The 23,745-nt window shown below is 55.0% G+C and carries 22 protein-coding genes; 2 read left to right on the top strand and 20 right to left on the bottom strand.

Annotation, left to right across the window (positions count from 1 at the left end; all coding sequences use genetic code 11):
* Window positions 1-2: 2 nt before the first annotated feature.
* From DK510_RS09930 to DK510_RS09835, 20 genes are all read right to left on the bottom strand, one after another.
* Window positions 3-2,207 (bottom strand): PAS-domain containing protein, encoded by a 2,205-nt coding sequence (locus DK510_RS09930; RefSeq protein ID WP_109311941.1) that lies wholly within the window; start codon window positions 2,205-2,207, stop codon window positions 3-5.
* Window positions 2,208-2,210: 3 nt separating this feature from the next.
* Complete coding sequence (locus tag DK510_RS09925) at window positions 2,211-3,380, bottom strand: FIST N-terminal domain-containing protein (protein WP_109311940.1); 1,170 nt, start codon at window positions 3,378-3,380, stop codon at window positions 2,211-2,213.
* A 51-nt stretch (window positions 3,381-3,431) separates the two neighbouring features.
* Window positions 3,432-4,109 (bottom strand): response regulator transcription factor, encoded by a 678-nt coding sequence (locus DK510_RS09920; protein WP_109311939.1) that lies wholly within the window; start codon window positions 4,107-4,109, stop codon window positions 3,432-3,434.
* Between the two features lie 96 nt (window positions 4,110-4,205).
* Window positions 4,206-4,676 carry a putative molybdenum carrier protein gene (locus tag DK510_RS09915; RefSeq protein ID WP_160116496.1) on the bottom strand — a complete coding sequence of 157 codons (471 nt, stop codon included), beginning with the start codon at window positions 4,674-4,676 and terminating at the stop codon, window positions 4,206-4,208.
* 31 nt (window positions 4,677-4,707) lie between these two features.
* The gene (locus DK510_RS09910) at window positions 4,708-5,142 is read right to left on the bottom strand and encodes a hypothetical protein (protein WP_058274767.1); all 435 of its coding nucleotides are present in this window, start codon (window positions 5,140-5,142) and stop codon (window positions 4,708-4,710) included.
* Window positions 5,139-7,205, bottom strand: a complete 2,067-nt coding sequence (locus tag DK510_RS09905) for a glycosyltransferase (protein ID WP_109311937.1) — start codon at window positions 7,203-7,205, stop codon at window positions 5,139-5,141. The genes DK510_RS09910 and DK510_RS09905 overlap by 4 nt, the downstream gene beginning before the upstream one ends.
* The gene (locus DK510_RS09900) at window positions 7,202-8,275 is read right to left on the bottom strand and encodes a hypothetical protein (RefSeq protein ID WP_160116495.1); all 1,074 of its coding nucleotides are present in this window, start codon (window positions 8,273-8,275) and stop codon (window positions 7,202-7,204) included. Before DK510_RS09900 ends, DK510_RS09905 begins: the two co-directional genes overlap by 4 nt.
* Window positions 8,276-8,289: 14 nt before the next feature.
* A complete protein-coding gene (locus tag DK510_RS09895) occupies window positions 8,290-8,610 on the bottom strand; it encodes a hypothetical protein (protein ID WP_109311935.1) in 321 nt (106 codons plus the stop codon).
* 76 nt (window positions 8,611-8,686) lie between these two features.
* Window positions 8,687-10,768 carry a hypothetical protein gene (locus DK510_RS09890; RefSeq protein ID WP_160116494.1) on the bottom strand — a complete coding sequence of 694 codons (2,082 nt, stop codon included), beginning with the start codon at window positions 10,766-10,768 and terminating at the stop codon, window positions 8,687-8,689.
* Between the two features lie 430 nt (window positions 10,769-11,198).
* Window positions 11,199-11,414 (bottom strand): Dabb family protein, encoded by a 216-nt coding sequence (locus DK510_RS23290; RefSeq protein ID WP_234999017.1) that lies wholly within the window; start codon window positions 11,412-11,414, stop codon window positions 11,199-11,201.
* A gap of 109 nt (window positions 11,415-11,523) precedes the next feature.
* The gene (locus DK510_RS09880; RefSeq protein WP_058274761.1) at window positions 11,524-12,279 is read right to left on the bottom strand and encodes an ABC transporter ATP-binding protein; all 756 of its coding nucleotides are present in this window, start codon (window positions 12,277-12,279) and stop codon (window positions 11,524-11,526) included.
* Between the two features lie 9 nt (window positions 12,280-12,288).
* Window positions 12,289-13,044 carry an ABC transporter ATP-binding protein gene (locus DK510_RS09875; protein ID WP_109311933.1) on the bottom strand — a complete coding sequence of 252 codons (756 nt, stop codon included), beginning with the start codon at window positions 13,042-13,044 and terminating at the stop codon, window positions 12,289-12,291.
* Between the two features lie 10 nt (window positions 13,045-13,054).
* Window positions 13,055-14,260: a branched-chain amino acid ABC transporter permease gene (locus DK510_RS09870; RefSeq protein WP_058274759.1), complete on the bottom strand. Its 1,206-nt coding sequence runs from the start codon at window positions 14,258-14,260 to the stop codon at window positions 13,055-13,057.
* Between the two features lie 3 nt (window positions 14,261-14,263).
* The gene (locus tag DK510_RS09865; protein ID WP_109311932.1) at window positions 14,264-15,295 is read right to left on the bottom strand and encodes a branched-chain amino acid ABC transporter permease; all 1,032 of its coding nucleotides are present in this window, start codon (window positions 15,293-15,295) and stop codon (window positions 14,264-14,266) included.
* Window positions 15,296-15,408: 113 nt separating this feature from the next.
* Complete coding sequence (locus DK510_RS09860; protein WP_058274871.1) at window positions 15,409-16,755, bottom strand: substrate-binding protein; 1,347 nt, start codon at window positions 16,753-16,755, stop codon at window positions 15,409-15,411.
* 808 nt (window positions 16,756-17,563) lie between these two features.
* A complete protein-coding gene (locus DK510_RS23625) occupies window positions 17,564-17,773 on the bottom strand; it encodes a DDE-type integrase/transposase/recombinase (RefSeq protein ID WP_370246270.1) in 210 nt (69 codons plus the stop codon).
* A gap of 247 nt (window positions 17,774-18,020) precedes the next feature.
* Complete coding sequence (locus DK510_RS09850) at window positions 18,021-19,070, bottom strand: hypothetical protein (protein WP_109311931.1); 1,050 nt, start codon at window positions 19,068-19,070, stop codon at window positions 18,021-18,023.
* Between the two features lie 22 nt (window positions 19,071-19,092).
* The gene (locus DK510_RS09845) at window positions 19,093-19,404 is read right to left on the bottom strand and encodes a MocE family 2Fe-2S type ferredoxin (protein ID WP_109311930.1); all 312 of its coding nucleotides are present in this window, start codon (window positions 19,402-19,404) and stop codon (window positions 19,093-19,095) included.
* Window positions 19,404-20,579, bottom strand: a complete 1,176-nt coding sequence (locus DK510_RS09840; protein WP_234999015.1) for a fatty acid desaturase family protein — start codon at window positions 20,577-20,579, stop codon at window positions 19,404-19,406. Before DK510_RS09840 ends, DK510_RS09845 begins: the two co-directional genes overlap by 1 nt.
* A gap of 63 nt (window positions 20,580-20,642) precedes the next feature.
* A complete protein-coding gene (locus DK510_RS09835) occupies window positions 20,643-21,671 on the bottom strand; it encodes a LacI family DNA-binding transcriptional regulator (protein WP_109311928.1) in 1,029 nt (342 codons plus the stop codon).
* A gap of 177 nt (window positions 21,672-21,848) precedes the next feature.
* Here DK510_RS09835 and DK510_RS09825 point away from each other — a divergent pair, with 177 nt between their 5' ends.
* Together DK510_RS09825 and DK510_RS09820 are read left to right on the top strand one after the other, a co-directional pair.
* Window positions 21,849-22,577: an SDR family NAD(P)-dependent oxidoreductase gene (locus DK510_RS09825; RefSeq protein ID WP_109311926.1), complete on the top strand. Its 729-nt coding sequence runs from the start codon at window positions 21,849-21,851 to the stop codon at window positions 22,575-22,577.
* 12 nt (window positions 22,578-22,589) lie between these two features.
* On the top strand, window positions 22,590-23,744 hold the full coding sequence (locus DK510_RS09820) for a Gfo/Idh/MocA family protein (RefSeq protein WP_109311925.1): 1,155 nt from the start codon (window positions 22,590-22,592) through the stop codon (window positions 23,742-23,744).
* The last annotated feature ends 1 nt before the right edge of the window (window position 23,745 follow it).

Here is a 23,745-nt window from a genome sequence, read left to right as displayed (position 1 = left end):
TGTCAACTGACCGAAGCCTCTAACGCTGATTTTAGCTTTTGTGCATCAATCGGCTTGTGCAGCAAAAGGTAGCCTGCCGTCTTGCAAGAGGCCGCCAATTCGGTCGAACGATCAGCGGAAATGATGCAACCGGGCAGTTGCCCGAATTCGCGTGTCAGTTCGGCAATGGCTTCGGTCCCGGTCTTGCCGCCGTCCAGTTGAAAATCGGCGACAATGACATCCGGTAAAATCCCGATCTCGTGCAGCAGGTTTGCCGCCTCATCTTTGCTGGCCGCTTCCAATACCTGAACGCCCCAGTTTTCCATCGTCATGCACAGCGCCCCGCGCAGGTTGTCATCGTTTTCAATCAGCAAGGCAACCGTCCTGTGCAGCACGTCCGAGCGCGATTGTATCGACGGCTCACCACTATTCAGCGCATCGCGTGCCTGGCCTGCTGATGGAACCGTGATTGAAAAAACGGTTCCGCGCCCCAGTTCGGACCGCAAATTTATCGGATGTTTCAGCAAACCACAGGCGCGTTCCACAATGGCAAGGCCCAAACCCATCCCTTCGGCCGCACTGGCGTCTGAATGAACACGTTTAAACTCTTGAAAAACAACGTCTCTCTGGTCAGGCGCGATCCCAATGCCTGTATCCCAAACCTGCATCGAAACGGTCTTCCCCAGTCGTCTTACACCAACCAGAACCCTACCCGTTTCCGTGTACCGGATCGCATTTGACAGCAGGTTTTGCAGGACACGCCGCAGGTAACTGGCATCACTTCTGACAACCGCATCGGTACCGACAAATCGCAATCCAAGCCCCTTGGCTTGCGCCATGGGCCTAAAGGCGTCCTCCATCTGGGAAAAAAGCTCACCGACCGGGACCGAGGATAAGTGAACCGATGCCCGTCCGGAATCCAGTTTCGATATATCCAGCAGCGCGTCAAGAATGTGTTCGACACTGTTTAGGGCGCTCTCTGCTTTCACCGCGACAGCGCGCGCATCGGCCTTGTCCAATCCACTGCCCAATGTCGAGACGTAGAGTTTTGCAGCCGACAGAGGTTGCAGCAGATCATGGCTGGCGGCCGCGACAAAGCGCGATTTTGATGCGTTCGCACGCTCTGCTTCGTTCAGCGCGTCAGCAAGCTCCATTGTTCGCGATGCAACGCGCTGTTCCAACAGTTCCTTGGCCTCGACCAGGGCTTGTGCGGATTTTCTTTCAGCCGTCACATCGGTGAAGGAAATCACGAAACCCCGATCCGGCATTTCCTGCGCGAAGACTGACAATATCTTGGCACGACCGCTGTGCATCTGGAATTGCAACGGCGGGCGCTCGGTCGAGCGATTGACCCAGGCCAGCAGGTCAGCGTCGCTCACGCCGCCCTCAAAACTGATGGTCGCGCTTAACCGGTGAAACAACGCCTGGAACGGTGCCCCCATCTGAAATTGCGCGTTGGGGATGGCCAACAACTCGCTGGCGCGGTTGTTCCACCCGACCAGACGCAGCTTGCTATCAAAGATACAGACCCCCTGATCGATATGTTCCAGTGTCGCGCGGATCAGCCGGGCCTTGTCATCTAGGATACGGTCCCTCTCCTGCCGTTCGACCCGCATGATGTCGGTTACATCCGTCTGCAAAATAACGGTACCGCCATCCGGCGTCCGATGTTCCGACACCTGCATCCAGCGGTTGCCGCTAAGGCGGATGTTAAAGACAACGTGATCTTCAGCATGGCGCGCCATGCGCCGTTGCACCCAGTCTTTTGGGGAAACTACTCCAGGCAGGGACAGAAACCTGGACTGGCTGACCAACTCGACATAATCGGTGAACCGCAGCCCCGGTGTCAGCTTGGTTTGGATGTCAGGCATATGCAGGCCAAAGCGGCTATTGCACAGAACCATTTCTTCATCCCGGTTGAACAGCGCAAACCCTTCCTGCACCGCCTCGATCGCATTGGCGAGGTTTGCGCGGGCGGCTTCGGTTTCCCGATTGGCCTGCGCGAGGCGCGCGTTCGAGTCGTTGAGCAAGTCCAACGCCCGCTCAAGGTCATCCGTCCGCGCTCGCACTTCCTGTTCAAGCATGGCAGCCCGCTGAAACTGTGCGTAAGCCGCGCCCGAGGCGTCAGTGGATTCTTCAACCCGCCGCATCAGGGCCGCGACGATTTTCAGCAGCTTTTCATTTTGCCGATCAAGCGGATCATTGGGGTCGGTCAGAGATTCAATCATCGCCTACCCGTCTTCCGGGGGGTAAATCGCGACGCCGGTCAGCGTCTGGTTCACATGGATCGAATTGAATTGCTCGCCATAGGTCGAAAACCCTACGACATGGTTCTCAGCAAGCAGTCGCGAAATCTCGCCCGTCTTTTGCTTTTCCTGTGCCTCCATCCGGCGCAGGATGCAATCGCAGCCCAGGATCGTGTCCGGATGGGTGGTCTGTGTCAGCGCAGCGATTTCTTCCTCGAGATGCGAAACCATGTCGCGAGGTTCGGCCAGCGTCAGCACCAGCCCCTCATCAATCGCGGAAAAAAACACAAGATCACCATTGCCCGCGACGCGCTGGATGGCCCGTACATGATGCTGGCCGCCAATCTGCACAACCAGCGGGTGGGCCGCGAAGGTAAAGGTCGTCAGCTGCTCAGGGTCTTTTCCAAGCAGACGGGCATATTCGCGCGCGGCTGGCTCGGCGTTGATTTCCTGCACGATGCGGTTTGCCGGATCGGCCTTGGTGACGACCATACGCCGCGCCGTTGGCAACAGGTGATCCGTCTTGAACACTTTGATCGGGCAGCGCGTGCGAACCTGCGTCAGGATCGCCGCGTTCTGCATGGCCTGACCGTCCGTCAACACATAGGTCGCGCCGAAATGGGTTCCATCCCCTGCGGACCCGCCAAACAAGGGCACCGGCCCCAGTCCAACGGCGAGTTCCGACGTTAGCGCATCCTCTTTCGTCGACAACCCGTCGATCATCAAAAAGGAAAACTCGTGTTTCCAATCCGGTGCGGACGCCGCCATTTCGTTACGGTTGCGGATCATCTGGTCGATGATGTCCTGCGCTGAGAAATTCCCAAGGTCGGGCACCAACAGGGTGCGCACCTCGAAATGCGAAGACGGTAATCCGATGGCGACAATCTGATCTTCGCCATAGCCGCAACCTGCAAGCTCGCCCGCTGTGGTGCATCCGATCACAGGCGTTGGCGCAAAAGCATCGACTGCCTCGGAAATAACCGCCGCCGCATCCGCGCCGGAGCTCACGAACAGAATAACCAAGGACAAAAGATCATCGCCTAAGGATCCCGCGAGTTTTTCAATCGCCTGATCCGTGTTGCGATGTACAAAGCCCGTTTTGACGATACCTGGCGCACGGGCAGCAGCTGTCGTCCACCCGACTGCTTGGTTCATCCTGCCCTCCTCCCTGAAGCGCAACGTTTTGATATGATATGGCGCGAGGGCTTATTCTTGCAAGACGCTGGCAATAGAAGCCTTCTTGGCAAGCAGTACGGCCTGCGTACGGCTTTGCACGCCGAGTTTACGCATGATTGCAGTTACATGCGCCTTGACCGTGGTTTCGGCAATGGACAGATCAAACGCAATCTGCTTGTTCAGTTTGCCTTCACAAATAAGCTGCAGAATGCGCGATTGCTGATTGGTCAATGTGGCAAGCCGATTGGCGGCGTCGCTGTGTTCGGAATCCGCATCGTCATCAATCAGTGCAAAACCGTCTGGCACGAAGACGTCTCCGGAATGAACTGTCTCGAAAGCTGTACGAAATACGTCTCGCTGGCTGTGCTTGGGGACATAACCTGAGGCACCCGCACGGATCACCTGACTGATCACGCGGTTCTCTGAAATCGACGACACCACGATGACCGGTGCATCGGTGGCCGCTTTGACACGCACCAAACCTTCAAGCCCGTCCACATCCGGCAGGTTGAGGTCCAGTATGACCGCATCTGGTCGCAACCCACCGGCAATCAGAGCAATCGCGTTTTCCAATCGATCTGCGGTGTGGATTTCACCGATACGAGTGACACTTTGCAGCGTCATCGACAAAGCATCACAAAACAGTGGATGGTCATCGACGATCAGGACCTTGTCAAAATCAATCTGTCCGGCGGTTTTTGCAAACATGAAACTTGGCCTTCGCAATCTGGTTGTCCCAACCCTAGCAACCGTCGGGTGCCTCGCCTACTGGCGAAACGTCGTATAGCCGGAACCAAAGTTTGGCTATGCCTCGGGGCTTTGGGGCAAAATCGATTGACGTAAGATCGCTGTCACTTTGGCTCCGATCTGGGGGGCTTCACTTTCTCTGGGGCCAGCGATGTTCAATATCGTATTAGGCCTCGCCATGACCCATTGCTTTACTTGGCGCGCACACGCCTCAAGCCCCTGCCCTAGATCAACGACCAGATAAGGCTTTCCGATCTCTTGCGCAAAATCGATCGTCAACTGCGTTCCCGGACTGGTCGATCCATCCACAAACACCAGCAAAGCGTCACAGGCCAAAACGTTCAGCTTAGTGCGTTCGGCGACATCCGCGGACTGTGTTTCATTCAAACCAAAGAAGCGATCCGGAATGCGGCCCGCCTCATTCAAGCGGCCTTTCGGAACCCAGCCGCCATAGGGAATGTCGTTTTCCAAAGCGAACTGGAAAGCCGCCATATCAACGCCTGTTTGTCCGCCGGTTATGATTTTCACAAGACGCTCCTTACCCTAAATTAGCGCCTTGCTAGCCCAACAGACCGATTTCATGCCCGTCAATGATAATCGCCAGATCCCAGTATTTTCTGATTTCTTCCTCGGCGGCCTGGGCTGCAGCAGCCTCTTCGGGAACGCGTTCGACCCGAAACCCGAACCGTTCAAGCCCGCAATAGTCCACTCGGCTGAGAATGACGGGAAAAACCTCCCGCTCCATCGCGGCGGCGGCCAACAGCCTTGCGATACGATATGGCGTTTCTGGTGGTTCATGCACCCGCACGCCGATATGCACCGGGCCGCCGGGCTCCCGGTCCCACAGCATGAGCGAGGGGGCCAGCCGCATATTCGGAAAGATAACCTTGCCAAGCGGCTTGGCGTCACGATCCTCATTGATCAGATCGTCCAGCGGCTCGGGTCGATTTGGCGACGCTCTGCTGAGGATTTCGAACCATAGATCACTGGTCATATCCGCGCCCCCAATTCGGTTAGCAATTCGGCGGCCTTGACTGCCCCCGTTTTGGGCAGCTCAAAACCATTCAATGCAGATCGGTAAAATTCGGCTCCGTCGTGATCCAGCCAATCTGCCACTGTGCGCTCGAGCGTCATGAATTCGCGTTCGGTGATGGCGGCGCACAGGTCTCGGTCGGCCATACCTGCGGCGCGCCGTTCCTGATCGTCCAGATAGGGGGCTGACTGCGGAATAAATATCGCCGGGATGCGATGGTACAGCATCTCAAGGACCGAGTTGTATCCGGCCGCAGATATGACCACGTCTGCGGCGAGGCTAAGCTTGGTCGCCTCCAGTGTCTGAACCACGCGGGTGTTTTTCCAACCGAATGTGGCAGGCTGAACCGTGCTTCCGGGCCATGTTACAACAAGGTGCAGGCAATCATCACGCGCCTCAAGGATGCCCGAGATCGCCTGCAATTGCGCAGACCTGTCCGATGCGACGCCGCCGCCCAGCATGCTGACAACCAGTTGCTTGAAGTCGCGCCCGAAACGTTCCGCCAGCCGTGTCCTGAGCTGTTCTTTTTCCGCGGCGGACTGTTCCACCTGACGCACGATTGGCCCGACATAATGAACATGATCACCATAGCTGTAGGCGTCGTTCAGCTCGTCAAATGCCTCGGAAGGCACGATGACACGGTCAAACACGCTTTCGCGGCGCAGCATAGTCTGCCTTGACCGGCCTTCAGGCCACAACCCGCGCCGGATCCAAGCCGCCGACAACTTGCGTTCACGGATAACCCGGTAGACGGAGTCAAACACGTAGCCGCCGTCAAAAACCAGCGTGTCGTTTTCCTGAAGCACGGCACCAAGACGCCGATAAGTCAGCACGTCATTGCCATCTGAATTGGTCTTTGTATCGGTGCGCTGAACCAGCGGGATACAGTCGATACTTTCACGGCGAACAAGCGGAACGCAGCTGGGAAAGGCCGCGAACATTTTTGTCATGGAGTCCGGCATTTCACGGGCAATAATGCTACACCGCTGCGCGTGGCCCAACCCCACCCCATTTGTCGGGAAAAACAGGGTCTTAGGCTTTTCCTGTTCTGTCTGACGCTGTTTCGGCTTCAGACCTGCAGCCGTTTCCAGACGAGAAATATCAACTGTGTGCAACCATTGAGATTTCGAGGCCTGTTCGACAATTTGCGGCACGTTCCCGATCACATTGCCGATCAGATACCCATCCAATGCGAAAGGAGTCTTAGGCCCCAGCAATGCAGGTGCGCCCGAGGACATCAGAACCTCATCGTCGGTACAGTCAATGGCAACGCCGCCAGTTGCAATCAGCTCAACCGCAAAAGCAGCCATGCGAACTCCGGCAATTCCATTGCCGAACATCGCCAGAATATCCGTCGAAATCGCCAAAGTCAGCGGCGACAGTCCGGTATACAGGTAGGTCGGCAAATCGTGAAACGGCGACGCCTTGATCGCCTCATTCTGTGCGCCGCTGACAATGAGTTTCAGGTTATAGCCACTCTGGCTGCTCATCCGGGAAAAACAAGACAGCGTCTCGGGGTTGTCCAACTCCATCGAACCCAACACAAGAGTCACGTTCGGCACCACCCGTTTAGACCGCCGCAATACGGGCCGAACATCCGCCACCAAAGGACTTGAGGTCGATGGCAACACCGGGCGCGGTTGAAAATCTGTCAGGTCAATCACGTGGGCTTCGCGCCCAAGCGCATAGGCCAGCCGGGCCTTGGCCGCGATATAGCTTTGCTGGGTCAAAAAGCGGCCCGTCGCAACAACCGGAACACTCGGGTCGAGCTGTTTGTTCCGCAGCGAAGCAAGAAGAAAATCGTCGATCTCTTCGGCACCCAGCACGAATACGGTCTGCGCCTTGTTCTCGCCCGGGTCGACAAGGAACTTGGCTGCCTCGTAAATCCTGCCACGCCCTGCATCCTCGGGCAGATAATCGGCATCAATGCACACATTGAAGCCACGTGCGGCAAGCTGCTCGGCAAAGATCAACTGCGTGTCAAACGACCGCAATGAGCGTGTGCCGACTTCGACATAGATCATTTATTCACCTCGCTGTCGGCGGACAAAACCCCCGACAGCATCGCCTTGAATTTACCTGCAGAGTAGTTCTGCAGCGCCGATTGCGATCTGGCCACCTGATCATGGTATTTTTGCGGTTGGGCGATCAGGTCGGCAATGATTGTGTCCACCTGAGATGGCTGGCAAGTCAAGACGGCATTTCCGAACGTGGCACCAGTATCGGGGTTGGTCAGAACAACCTTACCTGCGGCAACCGCCTCGGCCACAACGCGACCAAAACTTTCTTGCCAGGTCGGTGCCGTGAAATATACAAAAAAGTCAATCATTCCAAAGAACTCTTGCACAGTTATGGCGTCAAAGGGAAGCAAGGTCCAATGCGCGCGAAGAACACGGGCATTCAACAAGGCATCGGCTCCAAGAATTACATTGCACTGAGAGTGGCTTGGAAAACAGCTGTCCAAATCAGCAATAACCGGGAACTTCTCGAATCCGGGTCGTGAATGACGCCCACGGCGGTCCTGTGGCGTTTCACACGGGGCGCTCATCTCGGTCTCGCAAATGTTGAACCAGTCAGAGCCCAAAACGTCCCATTGCCGCGCCACGCGAGACGTTGCCAACCAGTCAACGACACCGTTTCGGTTATACGGTGATATCGGTGCGAGTGTTTTCCTGAGAGAAATTGTTGAGGCTTCGATCTGGCTTAGACAGTTTGAAACATCAAACCCCTCTGCCCCGCCTGGACGCAGAAAATTCTCATGCGTGATCACGTACAGCTCGCGCGCAATGATCCTTGTGCCAAGCGTGTCCTGAAATTTCAGAAAAGACGGGTTGTGCAAAAATACGAAATCCGCGCTGATCCGCGGCGCGTCCCAAATGATCGGAATATTCAATTCGTCCAGCACCCGCCGTAAAACCGGCGAGACTTGCTGCTTGGTGCCAAATGTTTTGGATGTGATCGCGTGGACGACCACCTGCCCGAATTCGGCGGCCACAGGCAATTCGGCGGCCACAGCCGCAGAAGTCCCGCCAGAAAACCGCGGCTCGATGACATAAGCGATCGTAGGAATGTTCGATCGCTCAAGGGCAAGCATTTCCGACATCCGGCTCAGTGTTGCAGCGACGCGGCGAATGCACTCTCAGTCGAACGGTTCTCGTCGCTGGCCGGTGCGCTGGAGGCATAGCTGAAATCCAGATCTCCAACCGAGGCGACCTCGTGAAAGCTCCGCAGCTCCAGCGACAGTTCATCATCGCCGCTCAATAGCTGGGGGTTTTTGTCGAGGTAGGAATACAGTGCCTGAATGTCATTGGTGGACAGCATTTGGTCGATGACCAGCAGGTGCTCAAGCGTAATCTCGGCACGCGCGTTTTGGGTCGTCGACAAAAATAGCAGAGCAGTTACGATGCCGATAAGTCGTCTATCCGTCATTGTGGATACCTCGTCGGAAACTATTAACAGTACACAAAATTGAATCAGTCCTTCTCAGTATAGCTTAAAAATACAGTCATTGGGTCGTCGCTTTCTTAAGTTTGCTCAGGACCTGACTTTTCAGGCGATTGACGCGGTTCGGGCCTAGGGCTGTAGCCGTAGAACGCGTGGTGGTCCGCTTGACCCTAGCGATGTCACCGCTTTGTCCGGCCAACCATAGCTCAATGATTCCAATAGGAGTTTTGGAGTTGGACCCCGTGAAATCCCGCAACACAGCACCGGAGTCTCTGGCAAGAGCGGCTGCCCTTTCCTCGTCCTGTTTATGATAGAATCGAACGTTCGACTGGGTGATCTTTAACCCCACGCGCGCCTGCCCACTAAGCTCATGTCCAGTCGACGTCAGGTTGGTCACTACAGAATCAACAATGCTCTGAGGCACGTTGGTTGGTGAAAAGAGCCGGAAGGCAACCACCACATTTGTCGGGGCAGGCTCTGGTTCCGGGAGGGTGATTACATCATTAGGAGGAGCCGGCATCCGAGGCGGTACTGGTGTTTCTAGCGAACTTGGTGTCGCCGAAAGGGCTTTTGCCCGCAAAGCTAATGATGTCTCGTAGGTGGACGGTGTCACCAAAGGGGCCGGTGCATCGAATAGCTTCGGCGCGTTTGGCTGTGCCGCCAATTCGATTGGCTCTGGCAGGGGTTTGTATGGCAACGGCTGCCCAATCTCGGCGGCAAGGCCTGTGCCCTCCGGCCGCACGGCAAGGTCCGAACCAGATGCTTTGCCTGTCTGGGCACCCTGTTCCGGCTGATACCCACTCTCGGGCTCAGGCACTGTCAGTAGAAAAGACAAAGGCACTTGAGGCACCGTGCGATCCAGTGCGCCGGGCTGGACCGGAACCACAGGCGGGCGCATTGTTGTTGGGGTCCCCGTTACGGTTACACCTTTCAAAAGTTCCTCGGGTTTTGCTACTGTCACAGTTGTTTCGAGCAAGGCGACAGAAGTGCTGAAAATCTCGGGTGTCGATTGAAACTGGACGAACCCCAGATTCAACTCTTCCCGAGGTCGATAGCTCAGCATGGTTATCGGTAGTGGTGGTTGGACAAGGGTCGGCACGAAAGACCGAACACTGGGAGCCAACCGTGACAATTCTGGTTTGATACCGCCCGATTGCTCGGACGAATCCGACTCAGGCGGTGACAGCAACGCCAAATCAGGTGACGCGTCTGTGTCACCGACAGCCGAGATCGATTCAGATGACATATCAAACACGGAAGTAGAAGTTACTGCCATGTCCGCCCCGCCGCTTGTAACGTTGGGTGGCGGCACCGAGCGCTCGGCCAATTCCCCAACTTGTTGCGTGATCGCAATTGCAGCCACGGTCTCTTGGCTTACTAAACCCGCGTTATGTGTTGGGCCGGAGGCGTTCAGCCCAGACAAGGTCAAAAAAACAGAAGACGACGCAACAAAACCGATGCCGCATCCTATTGCAACCGAACCCAGCCGCGTACTGTGGCGAGAACGGCTCTGATCATCCGTCTGTCCAAGAAGACTATTACGCATACGATCCGCCACCCGATCCTGGGGTAGCTTTAGGCCAGGCTCCGGGTCGATTGGATTCTCTGATACCACGTCGGGATTGATACCCTGCGCGGACCCGCCATCAGGCGGCACAACGCTTGCTTCAACTCGCTTATCGCGCGCCTCGTTTTCGGCCGCACGACTGTCATTTTTGACGGTTTGGCTATCAGCTCGCCCTGCAGTTGCTTTTTGAACCGACTCAAAAGGTTGGTGAGAATTTGGTGCCTGGGTCGGCTTACTAGCGGTTTCAGGCCGCCCCGCCGCTTTGTTTAAAGCTTGTCTCAGTCGATCACCATCGGTTGAGCGGATGTCTTTTTTGGGGTCAGTATCAGACAATTGCGAAGCAGCACGCTTTGCCTTGCGGGCTGCGAGGTTAATCGCCCTCTGTTTCCGAGCTTTTTCAAGCATCTCCTGCCATTCAGAAGATTGCAAAAAATCATATACATTCGACACTTCGTCTGCGTCTTTTTTGGCAGCTTTAGGGCGAGCTTTAGGATCACTGGCCTTTGTCATCAATACCCCCGAACTGGTCGCCGGAACACGCTCTTCGCTGTTGAGACTCGGGCGAACCAAATACACTCGTGAACGTCAAAAGAATAAAGAAACAATTTACAAAACAGTATATAAAATTGACCTTTGGAAGACAAGTAATCCGGCGTCCGACTTACATTTTCAGCCTTTCCAACAACAGAAGAATACGCAGCTACACGTCCCCAAAACGCCCCCGTCGTGCATGCTCATCCATTCCCACAGTTCCATTTTGGCCAGGATCTCGTTGAACAGGAACAGCACAGGGACGCTGGCCGCATAGACACTTGCGCGACTCGGTAACCTTTCAGCCCGGCACCAAGAAACACGGGTGAACGCAAAGGATTCAGACTGTTCCTAGGGATTTGTCTAAACCAGTCCCACTTTCTAAGACATGCAAATCTAGAGCCAGAATTCCGTCGATGCCGCCCACGGTGTTTTCCATTATCTGCGCGCCCAGCGCTTTGTGCCTCTCGTTGTTTTAATAGCTGGCCAATGCGGCCCAATCATCGAAATCAATCACAAACCCATGCTTGTAACCGAGTTCGATCTGTCCAGGGCTTTCACTGCGACCACCGGTAAACCCGCCTACACCCGGCAGGGCGTCGGTCAGGTCCGACAGGCCTCTGTAAATCTTCCAGATGGTCTCTTCGGTCACGTCGGACCGGAATTTTGCCAGAACGATATGCCGGATCATAGTCAGGTACCTTGATCATAAGTGTAAGAGCGCAAGCGTCCGAAGAATTCGAGCGTCACCATAACTAGGGCGTTTGCAACCACAATGTACCTAAGACTTCGAGCCTGCCCTAGATCGCCAAATACTCCTCGCGAAGGCCGGTGTCTTGAAGCACCTCGTTCGCCGTCCCATCAAATACGATAGTGCCGGTGTCCAGAATGATCGCGCGATCGGCTAACTCCAATGCTCGGACGGCGTTCTGTTCGACGATGATCGTGGTCATGCCCTGTTGCTTGACATGAGCCAGTGTTTTTTCAATCTCGTCGACAATGACCGGGGCCAGACCTTCGTAAGGCTCATCCAGAAGCAGGACCTTGATATCCCGAGCAAGGGCTCTGGCGATTGACAGCATTTGCTGTTCGCCACCCGACAAGGTAATCCCCTCTTGCTTTCTGCGTTCGCCTAGGCGCGGGAACAACTCATACAGCCGCTCCAGAGACCATCCGACAGGCGGGGCAATCTGGGCAAGCTGCAGGTTTTCCTCAACGGTCAGCCCTGGGATAATTCGTCTGTCTTCCGGCACAAGGCCAAGGCCAACAGACGCCGCTTCGTAGCTTGTCATATTGTGTAGCGGCTGATGATCCAGCCAGATTTCACCGTGCCTTACTTCGGGATCGCCTACCCGCGCAATCGACCGGAGTGTCGAGGTTTTGCCAGCGCCGTTCCGTCCAAGCAGGGCCAGAATCTCGCCTTCGTGCACGTTAAAGCTGACGCCCTGCACGATATAGCTTTCTCCGTAATACGAATGCATGTCCCATACAGACAAGAACGCGGGCGCGGTGCTTGCCCTATTGGCGTTTTTCGAAAAGTCGGGTTTCTCGTTCATAGCTTTTCCTTACGCCGCCTCGCCCAGATAGGCTTCACGAACCTTGGGATGTCCACGGATTTTTTCTGGAGTATCTTCGACCAACGGCGTCCCTTGCGCCAGAACTGTGATGCGTTCCGCAAGGCTGAAGACCACATGCATGTCATGCTCGATAATGGCGATGGTTATGTCGCGATCATCCTTGATCTGTTTTAGTAAATCGATGGTGTTGTTGGTGTCCGCCCGCGCCATGCCAGCCGTAGGTTCGTCCAGCAACAACAGCCGCGGATTTTGACTGAGGCACATGCCAATCTCAAGTCGCCGCTTGTCGCCGCGAGACAGCGATGCCGCGTGCATTTCGCGTTTGTCGGCCATGTTCATTTCTTCCAGCATGACTTCGGCCTGTTCGACGACCTCACGTTCGCTAGCGATGGTCTCATAGGCATGCATCCGGAATGCCCCATCCCGCATCGCGAAGATCGGGATCAGCATGTTCTCCATCACGGTCAGCTCGCCAAAGATCTCAGGCGTTTGGAACACGCGGCTGATGCCCATCTGGTTGATCTGGAACGGCTCGAGTCCCAGAACCGAGTTGTTGTTGAACAACACCGATCCGGTGTCCGGCATCAGCTTGCCCACCAGACAGTTCAGCAGCGTCGATTTTCCCGCGCCATTGGGGCCGATGATCGCATGAACCGAGTTCTCTTCGATATTGAGGTTCACATCTGTCAGCGCCTTGAGGCCACCGAAGCGTTTGCTGACGTCTTTGACTCTTAGAATTGCCATTTCTCGCCCCTTATTCCGCCGGTTCTGTTTTTCCCGACGGCGCATCGTCGGTGTCTTTTTTCTTACGCTTGAAGCGCTTGAGCAAACGTTGCCCACCTTCGACAAGACCACCCGGCAGATAGATGACAACCAGCATGAACAGGATGCCCAGCGTCAGGTGCCAGCCTTTGCCGATGAACGGATGGATCACGAACACCACGGCGTCCTCCAACCCATCAGGCAGGAATGCGAACCAGCTATGCAGGACGTTGTCGTTGATCTTCGAGAAGATGTTCTCGAAATACTTGATGAAACCTGCGCCCAGAACCGGCCCGATCAACGTGCCCGTGCCACCGAGGATCGTCATCAGAACCACCTCGCCTGAAGCGGTCCATTGCATCCGCTCGGCACCTGCCAATGGGTCCATGGCGGCCATCAAGCCGCCGGCCAAACCGGCATACATGCCCGAGATCACAAAGGCCGCGAGCGTATATGGCTTGGAGTTCAGACCCGTATAGTTCATCCGCTGCTGGTTCGATTTTACCGCCCGCAGCATCATGCCAAAAGGCGACCGGAAGATACGGATAGACAGGTAGAACACGGCCATCATTATGATTGCGCACAAGTAGTAACCCGCGTTGAAGTCAAAGCTCCACGCGCCCACATCCATCGTGTACGTCGCGCGCATTGGCAATCCGAATAGATGCGGTAGATCCGGCGCGTTAGCGCCCTGCAGGATCTGCGGATCGTCCGCATAGACCTGCAGGCCGGTTTCCCCGTTCGTCAGGTTAAACTTGGGATTTGACAGTACCGAGTAGGCCAGCGCAAAGCTCATTTGTGCAAAGGCCAGCGTCAGGATCGAGAAATAGATCCCCGACCGCCGCAGGCTGATGAACCCGATAAGTAGCGAGAACAGGCCCGCGACGACGACACTCAGCGCGATGGCTGGAATGACATTGTAGCTGAGCAGTTTGAACATCCAAACTGCCGAGTATGATCCTACGCCCAGAAAGGCCGCGTGACCGAAGGACAAGTACCCGGTCAGGCCAAACAGAATGTTGAACCCGATGGCAAAGATCCCGAAAATCACGAACCTCTGCATCAAATCCGGGTAACCCGCGTTGAACTGCGCCATGGCGCTGCCCTCTGGAAACGGGTTCAGGATGAAAGGCGCCAGCAAAGTCAGGAGTGCGACGACGATCAGCAGGCTGGTGTCTTTTTTATTCAGTCCCAACATTGATTATTCCTCCATCACGCCTTTGCGCCCCATCAGCCCGCGCGGACGCGTCAGCAGCACGATGATGGCGACAAGGTAGATGATGATCTGATTGATGCCTGGGATCGTTGTGGTGGCCCAGGTGGTCGAGGCAAAGCTTTCCAGAATGCCCAGCAAAAAGCCTGCCAGAACGGCGCCTGGCAATGACCCCATTCCGCCAACAACAACCACGACGAAGCTAAGGACCAGAAAGTCCATTCCCATGTGGTAGTTCGGCGGGTTGAGCGGCCCGTACATCACACCGGCCAGTCCGGCGACACCGGCAGCAATGCCAAACATAATGGTAAACCGGCGGTCAATATTGATGCCCAGCAGGCCCACCGTTTCCCGGTCAGCCATCCCAGCACGAACAACCATCCCGAAGGTGGTGAACTGCAGGAAGGAAAACACTGCGCCGATAATGCCTACGGCAAAGCCAAAATAGACCAATCGCCAAATCGGGTAGATGATTGCATTGGGATCAAAACCAACCATGGTACCCAGATCGACAGATCCGCTCAGCACATCGGGCGGAGGGGTCTGGATCGGGTTGGCGCCGAAGAAATACTTGACGATTTCCTGCAGAACGATCGCAAGACCAAAGGTCACCAGGATCTGGTCTGCATGCGGGCGCTTGTAGAAATGTTTGATCAGCCCGCGTTCCATCACATAGCCAACCAGCAGCATGATCGGGATCGCAAACAGGATGGCCAGCGGAACGGACCAGTCGATAATCGTTGCGCCGACTTCGGGGCCGAACCAGGCCTCGATGTAAGGGGTTTCGACCTTCAGCGGATTACCCAGAAAGTCTTTTTGCGTTTCATCCAGGGTCACGAAACTCAGGTTCAGCAGCTTTTGCAAAGTAACGGCGCAGAACGCGCCAATCATGAACAAAGCCCCGTGGGCAAAGTTCACGACGCCGAGCGTCCCGAAGATCAGGGTAAGACCCAGCGCGATCAGCGCATAAGCCGAGCCCTTGTCCAGACCGTTAAGTATTTGCAGTAGGATGGCGTCCATTGGGCCCACCTCAGGGTTGGTCAGTGTGGATTGAGTGGTTGGGACCAGGCCCACAGGCCTGGCCGTAAGTCGTCTGACCGCCGAGAACGACGGTCAGACATTCGCCAAAAGGCTTACGCGCCCGGATTGCACTTGCCCAGTTCGCCACCGGCGAACATTGGGTGCTCGGGATCGTACTCGACCTGCGAACGCGGCGTGATCTCGACGATTTCAAGCGTGTCATACGCGTTGGTCGGGTTCTCGTTGCCACGTACAACCAGCACGTCCTTGAAGCACTGGTGATCGGCACCGCGATACCAGGTGGGACCATTGCCCAGCCCGTCGAACTCAAAGTCTTCCAGAGCTTCGGCAACACCACAGGGATTGAAGGTGCCCGCACGCTCGCACGCATCCGCATAAAGCAGCACTTGTGCATAACAGGTCTGTGCGGAGTTGGACGGCGGCTTACCGTATTTCTCACCAAAGGACTTAACGAAGGCCTTTGTGCCCTCATCCTGCAGCTGCCAGTTCCAGTTCATCGACCCGAGCACACCTTTGATGTTCTCGCCCGCACCAGCGGCCATCAGCTCGGAATACAGCGGCACGACGATCTTGAAGTCCTTGCCGTTTGCAACCTTGTCGAGCAGACCGAACTGGATCGCGTTGGTCAGCGAGTTCACCATGTTCCCGCCATAGTGGTTCAGAACCAGCACGTCCGCGCCAGAGTTCAGAACCGGTGCGATGTAGGACGAGAAGTCGGTCGACGCCAGTGGCGTCTTAACTGTGTTGACCGTCTCCCAGCCCAGGGCTTCGGTCGAGGCAACGATCGACTCTTCCTGGGTCCAGCCCCAGTTGTAGTCGGCCGTCAGGTGATAGGCGCGACGTTCTTTACCCATCTCAGCCGCCAGCACCGGCGCCAAAGCGGCACCCGACATGTAGGCATTGAAGAAGTGACGGAAACCGTTGGCCTTCTTGTCCTTGCCCGTGGTGTCGTTTGCATGTGTCAGGCCAGCCATGAAAATGACTCCCGCCTCTTGGCACAGGCCCTGAACCGCAACGGCCACGCCCGAGGACGAACCACCATTGATCATGATTGCGCCGTCTTTTTCGATCATCGATTTGGCCGATGCGCGGGCTGCGTCCGATTTGGTCTGGGTGTCGCCGGTGACGAACCCGACCTTCTTGCCGAGGATACCGTTCCCCTGAAGCGCCTTCGACGAGAATGTGTTCAAGCAACCACCGTCGCCTTCGCCGTTCAGATGTTCAACCGCCAGCTGTTGCGCCAGCAATTCGTCATTGCCTTCGTCGGCATAAGGTCCGGTTTGCGGAACATTGAAGCCCAGAGTGACGGATGACCCTGTCGGCTCATTCGTAAAGGCAGCGGCTGACGAAGCCGTAAAGATCGTAGGCAGGGCCAGACCGGTTCCTGCAACGGCACCAGACTTTAGCACGCCGCGGCGCGTGACATTTTTCTTAGTCATGTATTCCTCCCATTTCCATTTTTCGTCCTTTGGCTCCTCTTCCAGCAGACGAAAGCGCACTTTTGTGCATTCCAATAATGGAAATCGGACAGAAAATTTCTCAATAAATTATTAGTATTGAAACAAAATTTTGTAAATTTTTTCACGAGATTCGGGAATTTCTGTAAAGAAAGTGACTGCCAACCCTGCTCCGTAATTGACGCGCAAATCATCGTGGGGGACTTATCTTGTGCCTCCAACATGGCAGCCGGAGCGCACTAGCAGTTGGGTACAAGCTGAGCATGAGACTGGGAACTGGCCACCCTGCGGCACTGCATCAATGCTATGCGGCTCGCTGTCTGCTTCGATTGATCCTGATGTAGACTGGGCACTCAAGCCAATCGGCAAACGGGAATGGGTTGCGCGAAACCGAACCGCAGTGATTTTGCCGCCACCCGAAACGTGGCAGTTGGAGCGCCCCGATATTTGGGTAAGGCGTTGCGGCAGAAAACACATTTGAATTGAGGCGGGTACGAGTGGCGGTGCTGTCAGACAAATTAGAACTAGCCTCAGTCTACTTCAGAAAGCCGGAAATAAGGCGGAACTAAGTTGGCTCCACGCAGAAAGAGCGGCGGTTCAACTGAGTTTGAACTTGTAGCGTGAGTAAAGCTGCTGTTCATGACTAAAGTGACTATGGACGGATGAGTCGTCTGCGGCAAACTTTTGCAATTATCAAATTTACCGGAAGCAGAGCATCGCACGTTCTTTTCGCCGACGGAAGATGTGAATACTCAGCAAGATTGTTCTTCCACCGGCCAGTTTCTTGCCTTTAGGCATTACCTATGACTTTCATCGCCGCGGCGTAAGAGTGCAATTTGTCAGTGACAACGAAATCTGGCTGGCCGTATCTTTTCATCGCTTTCTTCGAGTGTATAAGAGCCGCAACACGATCCCGGCGCTTCGTGACATAGCTTTCCAGCACCTCGCCTTCATGGTCGGCTGCCCGCCACAAGTAATATTGCTTGCTGTTGATCTTCAACAACAACCTTATTTAGATGCCGCTACCAGTTCGCGGAACATCGCATCCTATTTATGTGTTTTCGGCCATTTTCTGTGGCACAGATATGGCCAAACCTACTCAACCAGAATCGAACGTACACCATCACTGCTAGACGGATGATCTAAGGGTTGGTTTTGAAGCAGTGAAAAAGTGAGCGTTTTTGTCATCAAGCAAAGCTACAAAACTGCCCTGCCTGTCTCAAGCCAATTTTCCCTGCACCACCCGTTCAAATGTTCAGGGCTTGCGGATCGAATGGCACAAGAAACTCCTGATTTTCTGTACTTCGGATCAAGAGTTGGTTTCCCAGAGTTTCAATTGCAATCACCCTGGCTCCACTACGCCAACGAAGCGCCCCGATTACATGTTTAACCTCAACTTGGCGATCGGGGTTTAGATGAATGACGCCGTGATCGTTCGGGAAACTGTTTTCGACATTTCCCAGGATGAACGACGCGGCCCCTTCCTCAACCCCAAGGCAGGCGAAGTGGCGGCTCGACCAAGGAGCATAATATCGACCACCGTTCGAATGCCACAGCATCGTCACCGGCAAAGCCTGAGCCGATTTAAGCGATAGGAACATGTCGCCCTCCACGGGGCGAGTTACCGCGGTCCACCCCAATTTCTCTTCAGGCGAATCCAATCCAACAACAAAGTCTTCACTCTGCGGAGACCATGGGTAGTTTGACAGATTCACTTCGCCGTCTTTCCCGGGAAAAGACGCCAACGTTTGGCTTTCAGCCGGATATCTAAGCGCTGAATAGCCTAATGCCGGATCAACTTCCTGTGCGACCTTCGGCGTTCTCCAACACTGCTTTCGAGAGGTTTGAACGATCCCGCCATTGGGCAAGGATACATTTGCGTGATTTGCAACTGGTACCACGCCGTCGCCACCAATGAAAGTGTGACGCTGGTAGACGAATGGATGCTCAGGATGCAGTGTAATCTCTTTTTGCAGCCTAGCTCCATAGACCGTTCTGTCGAGCTCAGCGCGCAAATAGCTGTCGGTCTTTTCTTCTAGTCTCCAACGAGAGTTAGCTGGCCACCCATGCAACGGCGATGTCCCCTCAGTTGACCCGAATGGGGCGCAGAAGAAATCACCGCCGAGTTTTTCCAAATGAGGTGCTATACCTTCGGGCATAACTTCGTTTGTGCCGACCCAAGGGGCGCGATGCAGTGGTGAAATCTCAGCGTCACCGTCGTACACACTGAAACTCTCAATCAACCCCAACTGCAAATCGAATGAAAGCCGGATGCCCGTTGCGGACAGTTCGATCACAAACCACTCCTAACCCAATAAATCATTCTACCAATACCATGATGCGACCATTTCCTACTCGGGTTTCGTAGGTGCGGAGATCTTCACATACGGGCGCCCTCAAAGCTTTGCCCGTGCGATAGTCGAATAGCCCATTATGCTTGGGGCACTCTATCTCATTTTCCATCACCAACCCGTCCGACAAGTGCACTTGTTCGTGTGTACAGAGACCATCGGCGCAATAGAACTCATTGTCCAAACTACGAACAATCACGTAGGTTCTACCGTCGTGATCCCAACGAATGAGATCTTCTTCCTCAACATCGTCTACGGCGCATGCGTCAACCCAAGGCATTACGTTCCTCCTTGATCACTGATTTCTAAACCCGTGTTTCTCTCCGGAATTGCCAAGTGCAAATGTTCCCGATATGGGCGGGCCGTCGGCGGGAGCGACTTTCGAATGGCATGGTTCGGATCTACTCGCTGCTTCATGATGGAGCCCATCATTTCCCTGTAGCCATCCCAAATCGAAGTGTTCGGCGGCGGCAGATCATCCTTGATCAGTTCATGAAGCGCTGGAAGAGAATAGTATGGAACCATCGGGAACATATGATGTTCGATGTGGTAATTCATGTTCCAGTATACCCATCGGCTGATCGGGTTCATATAGAGCGTTCGGGAATTCAAACGGTGATCAAGAACATTCTCCGCAAGCCCTCCATGCTGAAGCAGTCCCGTCATTACGAAATGCCAGCAACCATAGACCCGCGGCCCACCTATCAAGAGTATGGGGATCAGGGATATCCATGCCGCACCAAAGACAAATAATACAAATGAAATCAGCAATACAGCGGTGTAGATCGCAATGTGAACTTGCGCCCAAAAGACCGCCTTGGACCATTGGATTTCCGGAATGTAATCCCGCTCTTCCTGCGACAAGTTTCCCATCGCATTTCGCCTCAGAACTATGAGCGAAGTCCACGTTTCAACAATCCCCACAAACGCAAGCGCTTTCAGGACGAGGCTGATCGGGTGCATCCACGCTATTTCCGGATCGCGGCCAACAATGAGTGTATCTGTGTGATGCCGTGCGTGGCTCCAGCGCCAGTTGACCGGGTTTCGCATGATCTGGAAGGACGCGATGTGGTACACGACGTCGTTCATCCAGCGGGTTCGAAAGGCTGTTCCGTGTCCGCATTCGTGCCAACGGCTGTCGCAGGCAGAACCATATACGACGCCGTATGCAAACCAGAAAGGCACGCAAAGCCAGCTGCCCCAGAAGTACAGACCACCAGCCGCAAGAACAAAGTGCAGAGCGATCCAAATTACTGTGTCACGAATGGCCGGCGCATCCCTGCGCTTCATAAGCGATTTCAACTTCTTACGAGGAACATCGCTGTGGTACCACTCTGCGGCCGACAGACCGTTTTCTATCGCTTGACGCGTATTCGCACCAGTCAGGGAGTAATCTCGAACAGTGAGTTCAGAGCCAATGGGTGTGGTCGACTTACTCATTTCCCCTTTCTCCATCGCTCACAGCGCGTCACGCGCGTCTTCGTTGACTATAGCAAAGGCGCCTGAATTTTGACTTCGCTAATTGGGCGGTGCAGAGCTCGCCCGCGTTACAAGCTCTACGGGAAGCGCTGATTTCATTGAGAGCGATTTGCCAGTGTTCGCCAATTGGCCCAGCAAAACCTCAGCCGCACGGCGCCCCAGTTGGTGCCGGTCCTGTCGGATTGTTGTCAGCGCGGGAACGTAAGACCCAGACATTTCGATGTCGTCGAAACCAACAACCGAAATATCACCGGGAACCCTCAACCCACCCGCGACCAGCCCGGAAATCAATCCAAAAGCAACCATATCCGCGGCGCAGAACACCGCCGTTGGGCGCTCATCCATCTCGAGTATTCGTCTGGCGGCCTCATGTCCGGACTCCAGCGAGAAGTCACCCCTGATGATCCACTCAGGCCGCGCCGGAAGCCCCAAGCGCGTCCGTTCTTCGACCACACCCTCACGCCGAGCGGTCGTCAGAACATTCCCGTCGGGACCGGTAACATGCGCGATCTTTTTGTGACCCAAATCATTCAGGTGCCTGATCGCCAACCGCGCACCTTCGGCGTTGTCGCTGGAAATCACTGGAAAGGCCTCGCCTTCCACCCACTCACACAAAAATACTATGCGGTCGCCCGCGCCGTATGTGACGCATTGCTGAAGCGCGGACGAAGGAATGCCACCATCCAAAGAGATTGCGCCATCTATCCGGCCGTCCCGAAAGTACCCGGCAAGAGTTTCTTCCTGCAGCGGATTACTTTCGGTATCGGCGATCAGAACTGCATAGTCCGAGCCCGCAAACCCTTCGCTGATACCGGCAAGTATGCCCGAATAGAAAGGTTTGCCGAGGTTGGGAACCAGGATCAGTACCGCCCCCGCCCTTTTCATCCGCAGGTTTCGGGCAGCTTGATTAACACGATATCCCGTCTCGCGAATAGCATCCAAAACAGCACCACGTGTTGATTTTGACACCAGATCGGGATTGGACAGAACACGACTTACAGTGGCTGTCGACACCTGCGAAACACGTGCGACGTCCTGTATAGTGGCGGGTTTGGGTATCTTGCTCATTGCTTGGCAGTCGATTTCTGGCTTGACTCGAATCTCATGTGATGCCGATTATGTAATCGATTACACCTTTTGGAAAGTGGGTTTTTCTCAAAATGTAATCGATTGCAGTAACGATTTCACCAAACGAGGGAAACTGATGGCATCTGAATTCAAACGCAACAAAAGCCGGGTTCTTTGATGGTTTCGAAGGTCACATTCGACTTTGCCGGGGCAAAGGTCCTGGTGATCGGCGCCAGTCGAGCCGGCATTGGTGCCGCTATTGCAAGAGAATTCCAGGACTCGGGTGCCACAGTGGAGATTACCGGTGTGGAACCGCAATGCGTCGAAGAGGACGCCGCCCGGTTTGACTACATTCAACTGGATGTGACCGACACCGACGAAGTCTACAATTTCGCAAGCACACGCGACCATATTGACGTTTTAGTCAATTGCGCTGCGGTCACACAGCGTGGCAAGGAAATGGCGCCCGAATTCTTCTCCCACGTGTTGGACGTAAATCTAACAGGGTCTTTTCGCTGCGCCGAAGCGCTGCACCCTGCCCTTTCGGGCGCAAAAGGCCGCGTCATCAATGTGGCCTCAATGTATGCGCGCTTTGGTTCGCCACGAAACCCAGCCTATGGCGCGTCAAAGGCCGGTGTAGAACAACTGACGAAATCATTGGCGATTGCGTGGGCCAAGGATGGTATTCGGGTGAATGCAATCGCGCCTGGGTTTGTCGTGACAGAGCAATCTGCCCGGGCTCGAGAAGATTCTATTTTCACAACTGCTATCGAAGACCGCACTCCATTGGCACGTTGGGGTCATCCCGAAGACATCGCTGGAACAGCCTTGTTTCTCGCATCCGATGCGGCAGCCTTTGTGACAGGTGCCTGCGTGATCGTGGACGGAGGGTATTCGGTTGTTTGACAGGAGCGCACAGTGAGTGACATCGCAAAAATCCGCGCTGCGGTGATCGGGACCGGATTCATAGGAACGGTGCATGTTCAGGCCCTTCGGCGTCTGGGTGTAGATGTAAGAGGTCTTCTTGGATCATCGCCAGAGCGTGGCCGAGAACGGGCGCGCGAAATGAGCGTTCCACGCGCCTTTAACACACTGGACGACTTATTGGAGGATAAAAGTGTCGATGTCGTACATGTAACGACCCCTAATCACGCACATTATCCGCAGGTGAAATCGATCCTGGCTGCGGGCAAACACGTCATCTGCGAGAAACCCCTTGCAATGACATCCGCTGAAAGCGCCGAAATGGTCGACCTTGCCAACGCTTCTGGCAAGATTGCAGCGGTTTGTTACAATATTCGCTTTTATCCGCTGAACCAACAAGCCCGAGGCATGGTCATGGCCGGGGATCTGGGTGATATCCGTTTTGTTACCGGGCACTACCACCAGGACTGGCTGGCCAAACCTAGCGACTGGAACTGGCGGCTAGAAAGCGAAATGGGCGGCGCGCTGCGATCAGTTGGTGACATCGGAACGCACTGGGTTGACCTGACCAGCTTCGTCACCGGGTTGAAAGCAACCTCCGTCCTTGCCGAGCTGACAACCTTCATCCCAGAACGCCAGAAACCCCTCGGCCCGGTTGAGACATTTACCAGCGGAACCGGCGAAACCGAGACTGTGCACATCGATACCGACGATGCTGCCATGATCCTTATCCGATATGAGAACGGCGCGCGGGCCGTGATGAGCACATCTCAGGTGAACATGGGCCGAAAGAACTCATTGCAATGGGACATCGCCGGAGCAAATGCCAGTGTGGCTTGGGACAGCGAAACACCCGACCACCTGTTCATTGGGCATCGTGACGCGCCCAACCAGACCCTGATGCGTGACTTCACCTTGATGAACGGTCCGGGGGTCGCAGCCGCCACATTGCCGCCCGGGCATGTCGAAGGGTTCGCAGATTCATTCTTCAACTTTTTCCGGGCGGTCTATGCCGACGTCATCGCAGGTGGGCGGCAACAAGGCAGCACATGGGCCACATTTGAGGATGGCCATTACGAGATGCAGTTCTGCGATGCCGTCGTGAAATCGGCGAGTGAGAGCCGCTGGGTCGATTTGAGCGAGATTTGAG

The organism is Ruegeria sp. AU67 (assembly GCF_900312795.1).
GTDB classification, from domain to species: Bacteria; Pseudomonadota; Alphaproteobacteria; order Rhodobacterales; family Rhodobacteraceae; genus Ruegeria; species Ruegeria atlantica.
The sequence above is the reverse complement of the archived record's forward strand: the minus strand, read 5'-3'. Positions and strand labels throughout refer to the sequence as shown.

What these genes read in the sequence shown, in the direction of transcription:
- DK510_RS09900 (WP_160116495.1), bottom strand. Translation starts at nt 8,275, where the DNA reads ATGCTTGCCCTTGAGCGATCGAACATTCCTACGATCGCTTATGTCATC.
- DK510_RS09880 (WP_058274761.1), bottom strand. Translation starts at nt 12,279, where the DNA reads ATGAACGAGAAACCCGACTTTTCGAAAAACGCCAATAGGGCAAGCACC.
- DK510_RS09875 (WP_109311933.1), bottom strand. Translation starts at nt 13,044, where the DNA reads ATGGCAATTCTAAGAGTCAAAGACGTCAGCAAACGCTTCGGTGGCCTC.
- DK510_RS09905 (WP_109311937.1), bottom strand. Translation starts at nt 7,205, where the DNA reads ATGATCTATGTCGAAGTCGGCACACGCTCATTGCGGTCGTTTGACACG.
- DK510_RS09925 (WP_109311940.1), bottom strand. Translation starts at nt 3,380, where the DNA reads ATGAACCAAGCAGTCGGGTGGACGACAGCTGCTGCCCGTGCGCCAGGT.
- DK510_RS09845 (WP_109311930.1), bottom strand. Translation starts at nt 19,404, where the DNA reads ATGCCTTGGGTTGACGCATGCGCCGTAGACGATGTTGAGGAAGAAGAT.
- DK510_RS09840 (WP_234999015.1), bottom strand. Translation starts at nt 20,579, where the DNA reads ATGGAGAAAGGGGAAATGAGTAAGTCGACCACACCCATTGGCTCTGAA.
- DK510_RS09930 (WP_109311941.1), bottom strand. Translation starts at nt 2,207, where the DNA reads ATGATTGAATCTCTGACCGACCCCAATGATCCGCTTGATCGGCAAAAT.
- DK510_RS09870 (WP_058274759.1), bottom strand. Translation starts at nt 14,260, where the DNA reads ATGTTGGGACTGAATAAAAAAGACACCAGCCTGCTGATCGTCGTCGCA.
- DK510_RS09865 (WP_109311932.1), bottom strand. Translation starts at nt 15,295, where the DNA reads ATGGACGCCATCCTACTGCAAATACTTAACGGTCTGGACAAGGGCTCG.
- DK510_RS23290 (WP_234999017.1), bottom strand. Translation starts at nt 11,414, where the DNA reads ATGATCCGGCATATCGTTCTGGCAAAATTCCGGTCCGACGTGACCGAA.
- DK510_RS09910 (WP_058274767.1), bottom strand. Translation starts at nt 5,142, where the DNA reads ATGACCAGTGATCTATGGTTCGAAATCCTCAGCAGAGCGTCGCCAAAT.
- DK510_RS09835 (WP_109311928.1), bottom strand. Translation starts at nt 21,671, where the DNA reads ATGAGCAAGATACCCAAACCCGCCACTATACAGGACGTCGCACGTGTT.
- DK510_RS09825 (WP_109311926.1), top strand. Translation starts at nt 21,849, where the DNA reads ATGGTTTCGAAGGTCACATTCGACTTTGCCGGGGCAAAGGTCCTGGTG.
- DK510_RS09860 (WP_058274871.1), bottom strand. Translation starts at nt 16,755, where the DNA reads ATGACTAAGAAAAATGTCACGCGCCGCGGCGTGCTAAAGTCTGGTGCC.
- DK510_RS09920 (WP_109311939.1), bottom strand. Translation starts at nt 4,109, where the DNA reads ATGTTTGCAAAAACCGCCGGACAGATTGATTTTGACAAGGTCCTGATC.
- DK510_RS09895 (WP_109311935.1), bottom strand. Translation starts at nt 8,610, where the DNA reads ATGACGGATAGACGACTTATCGGCATCGTAACTGCTCTGCTATTTTTG.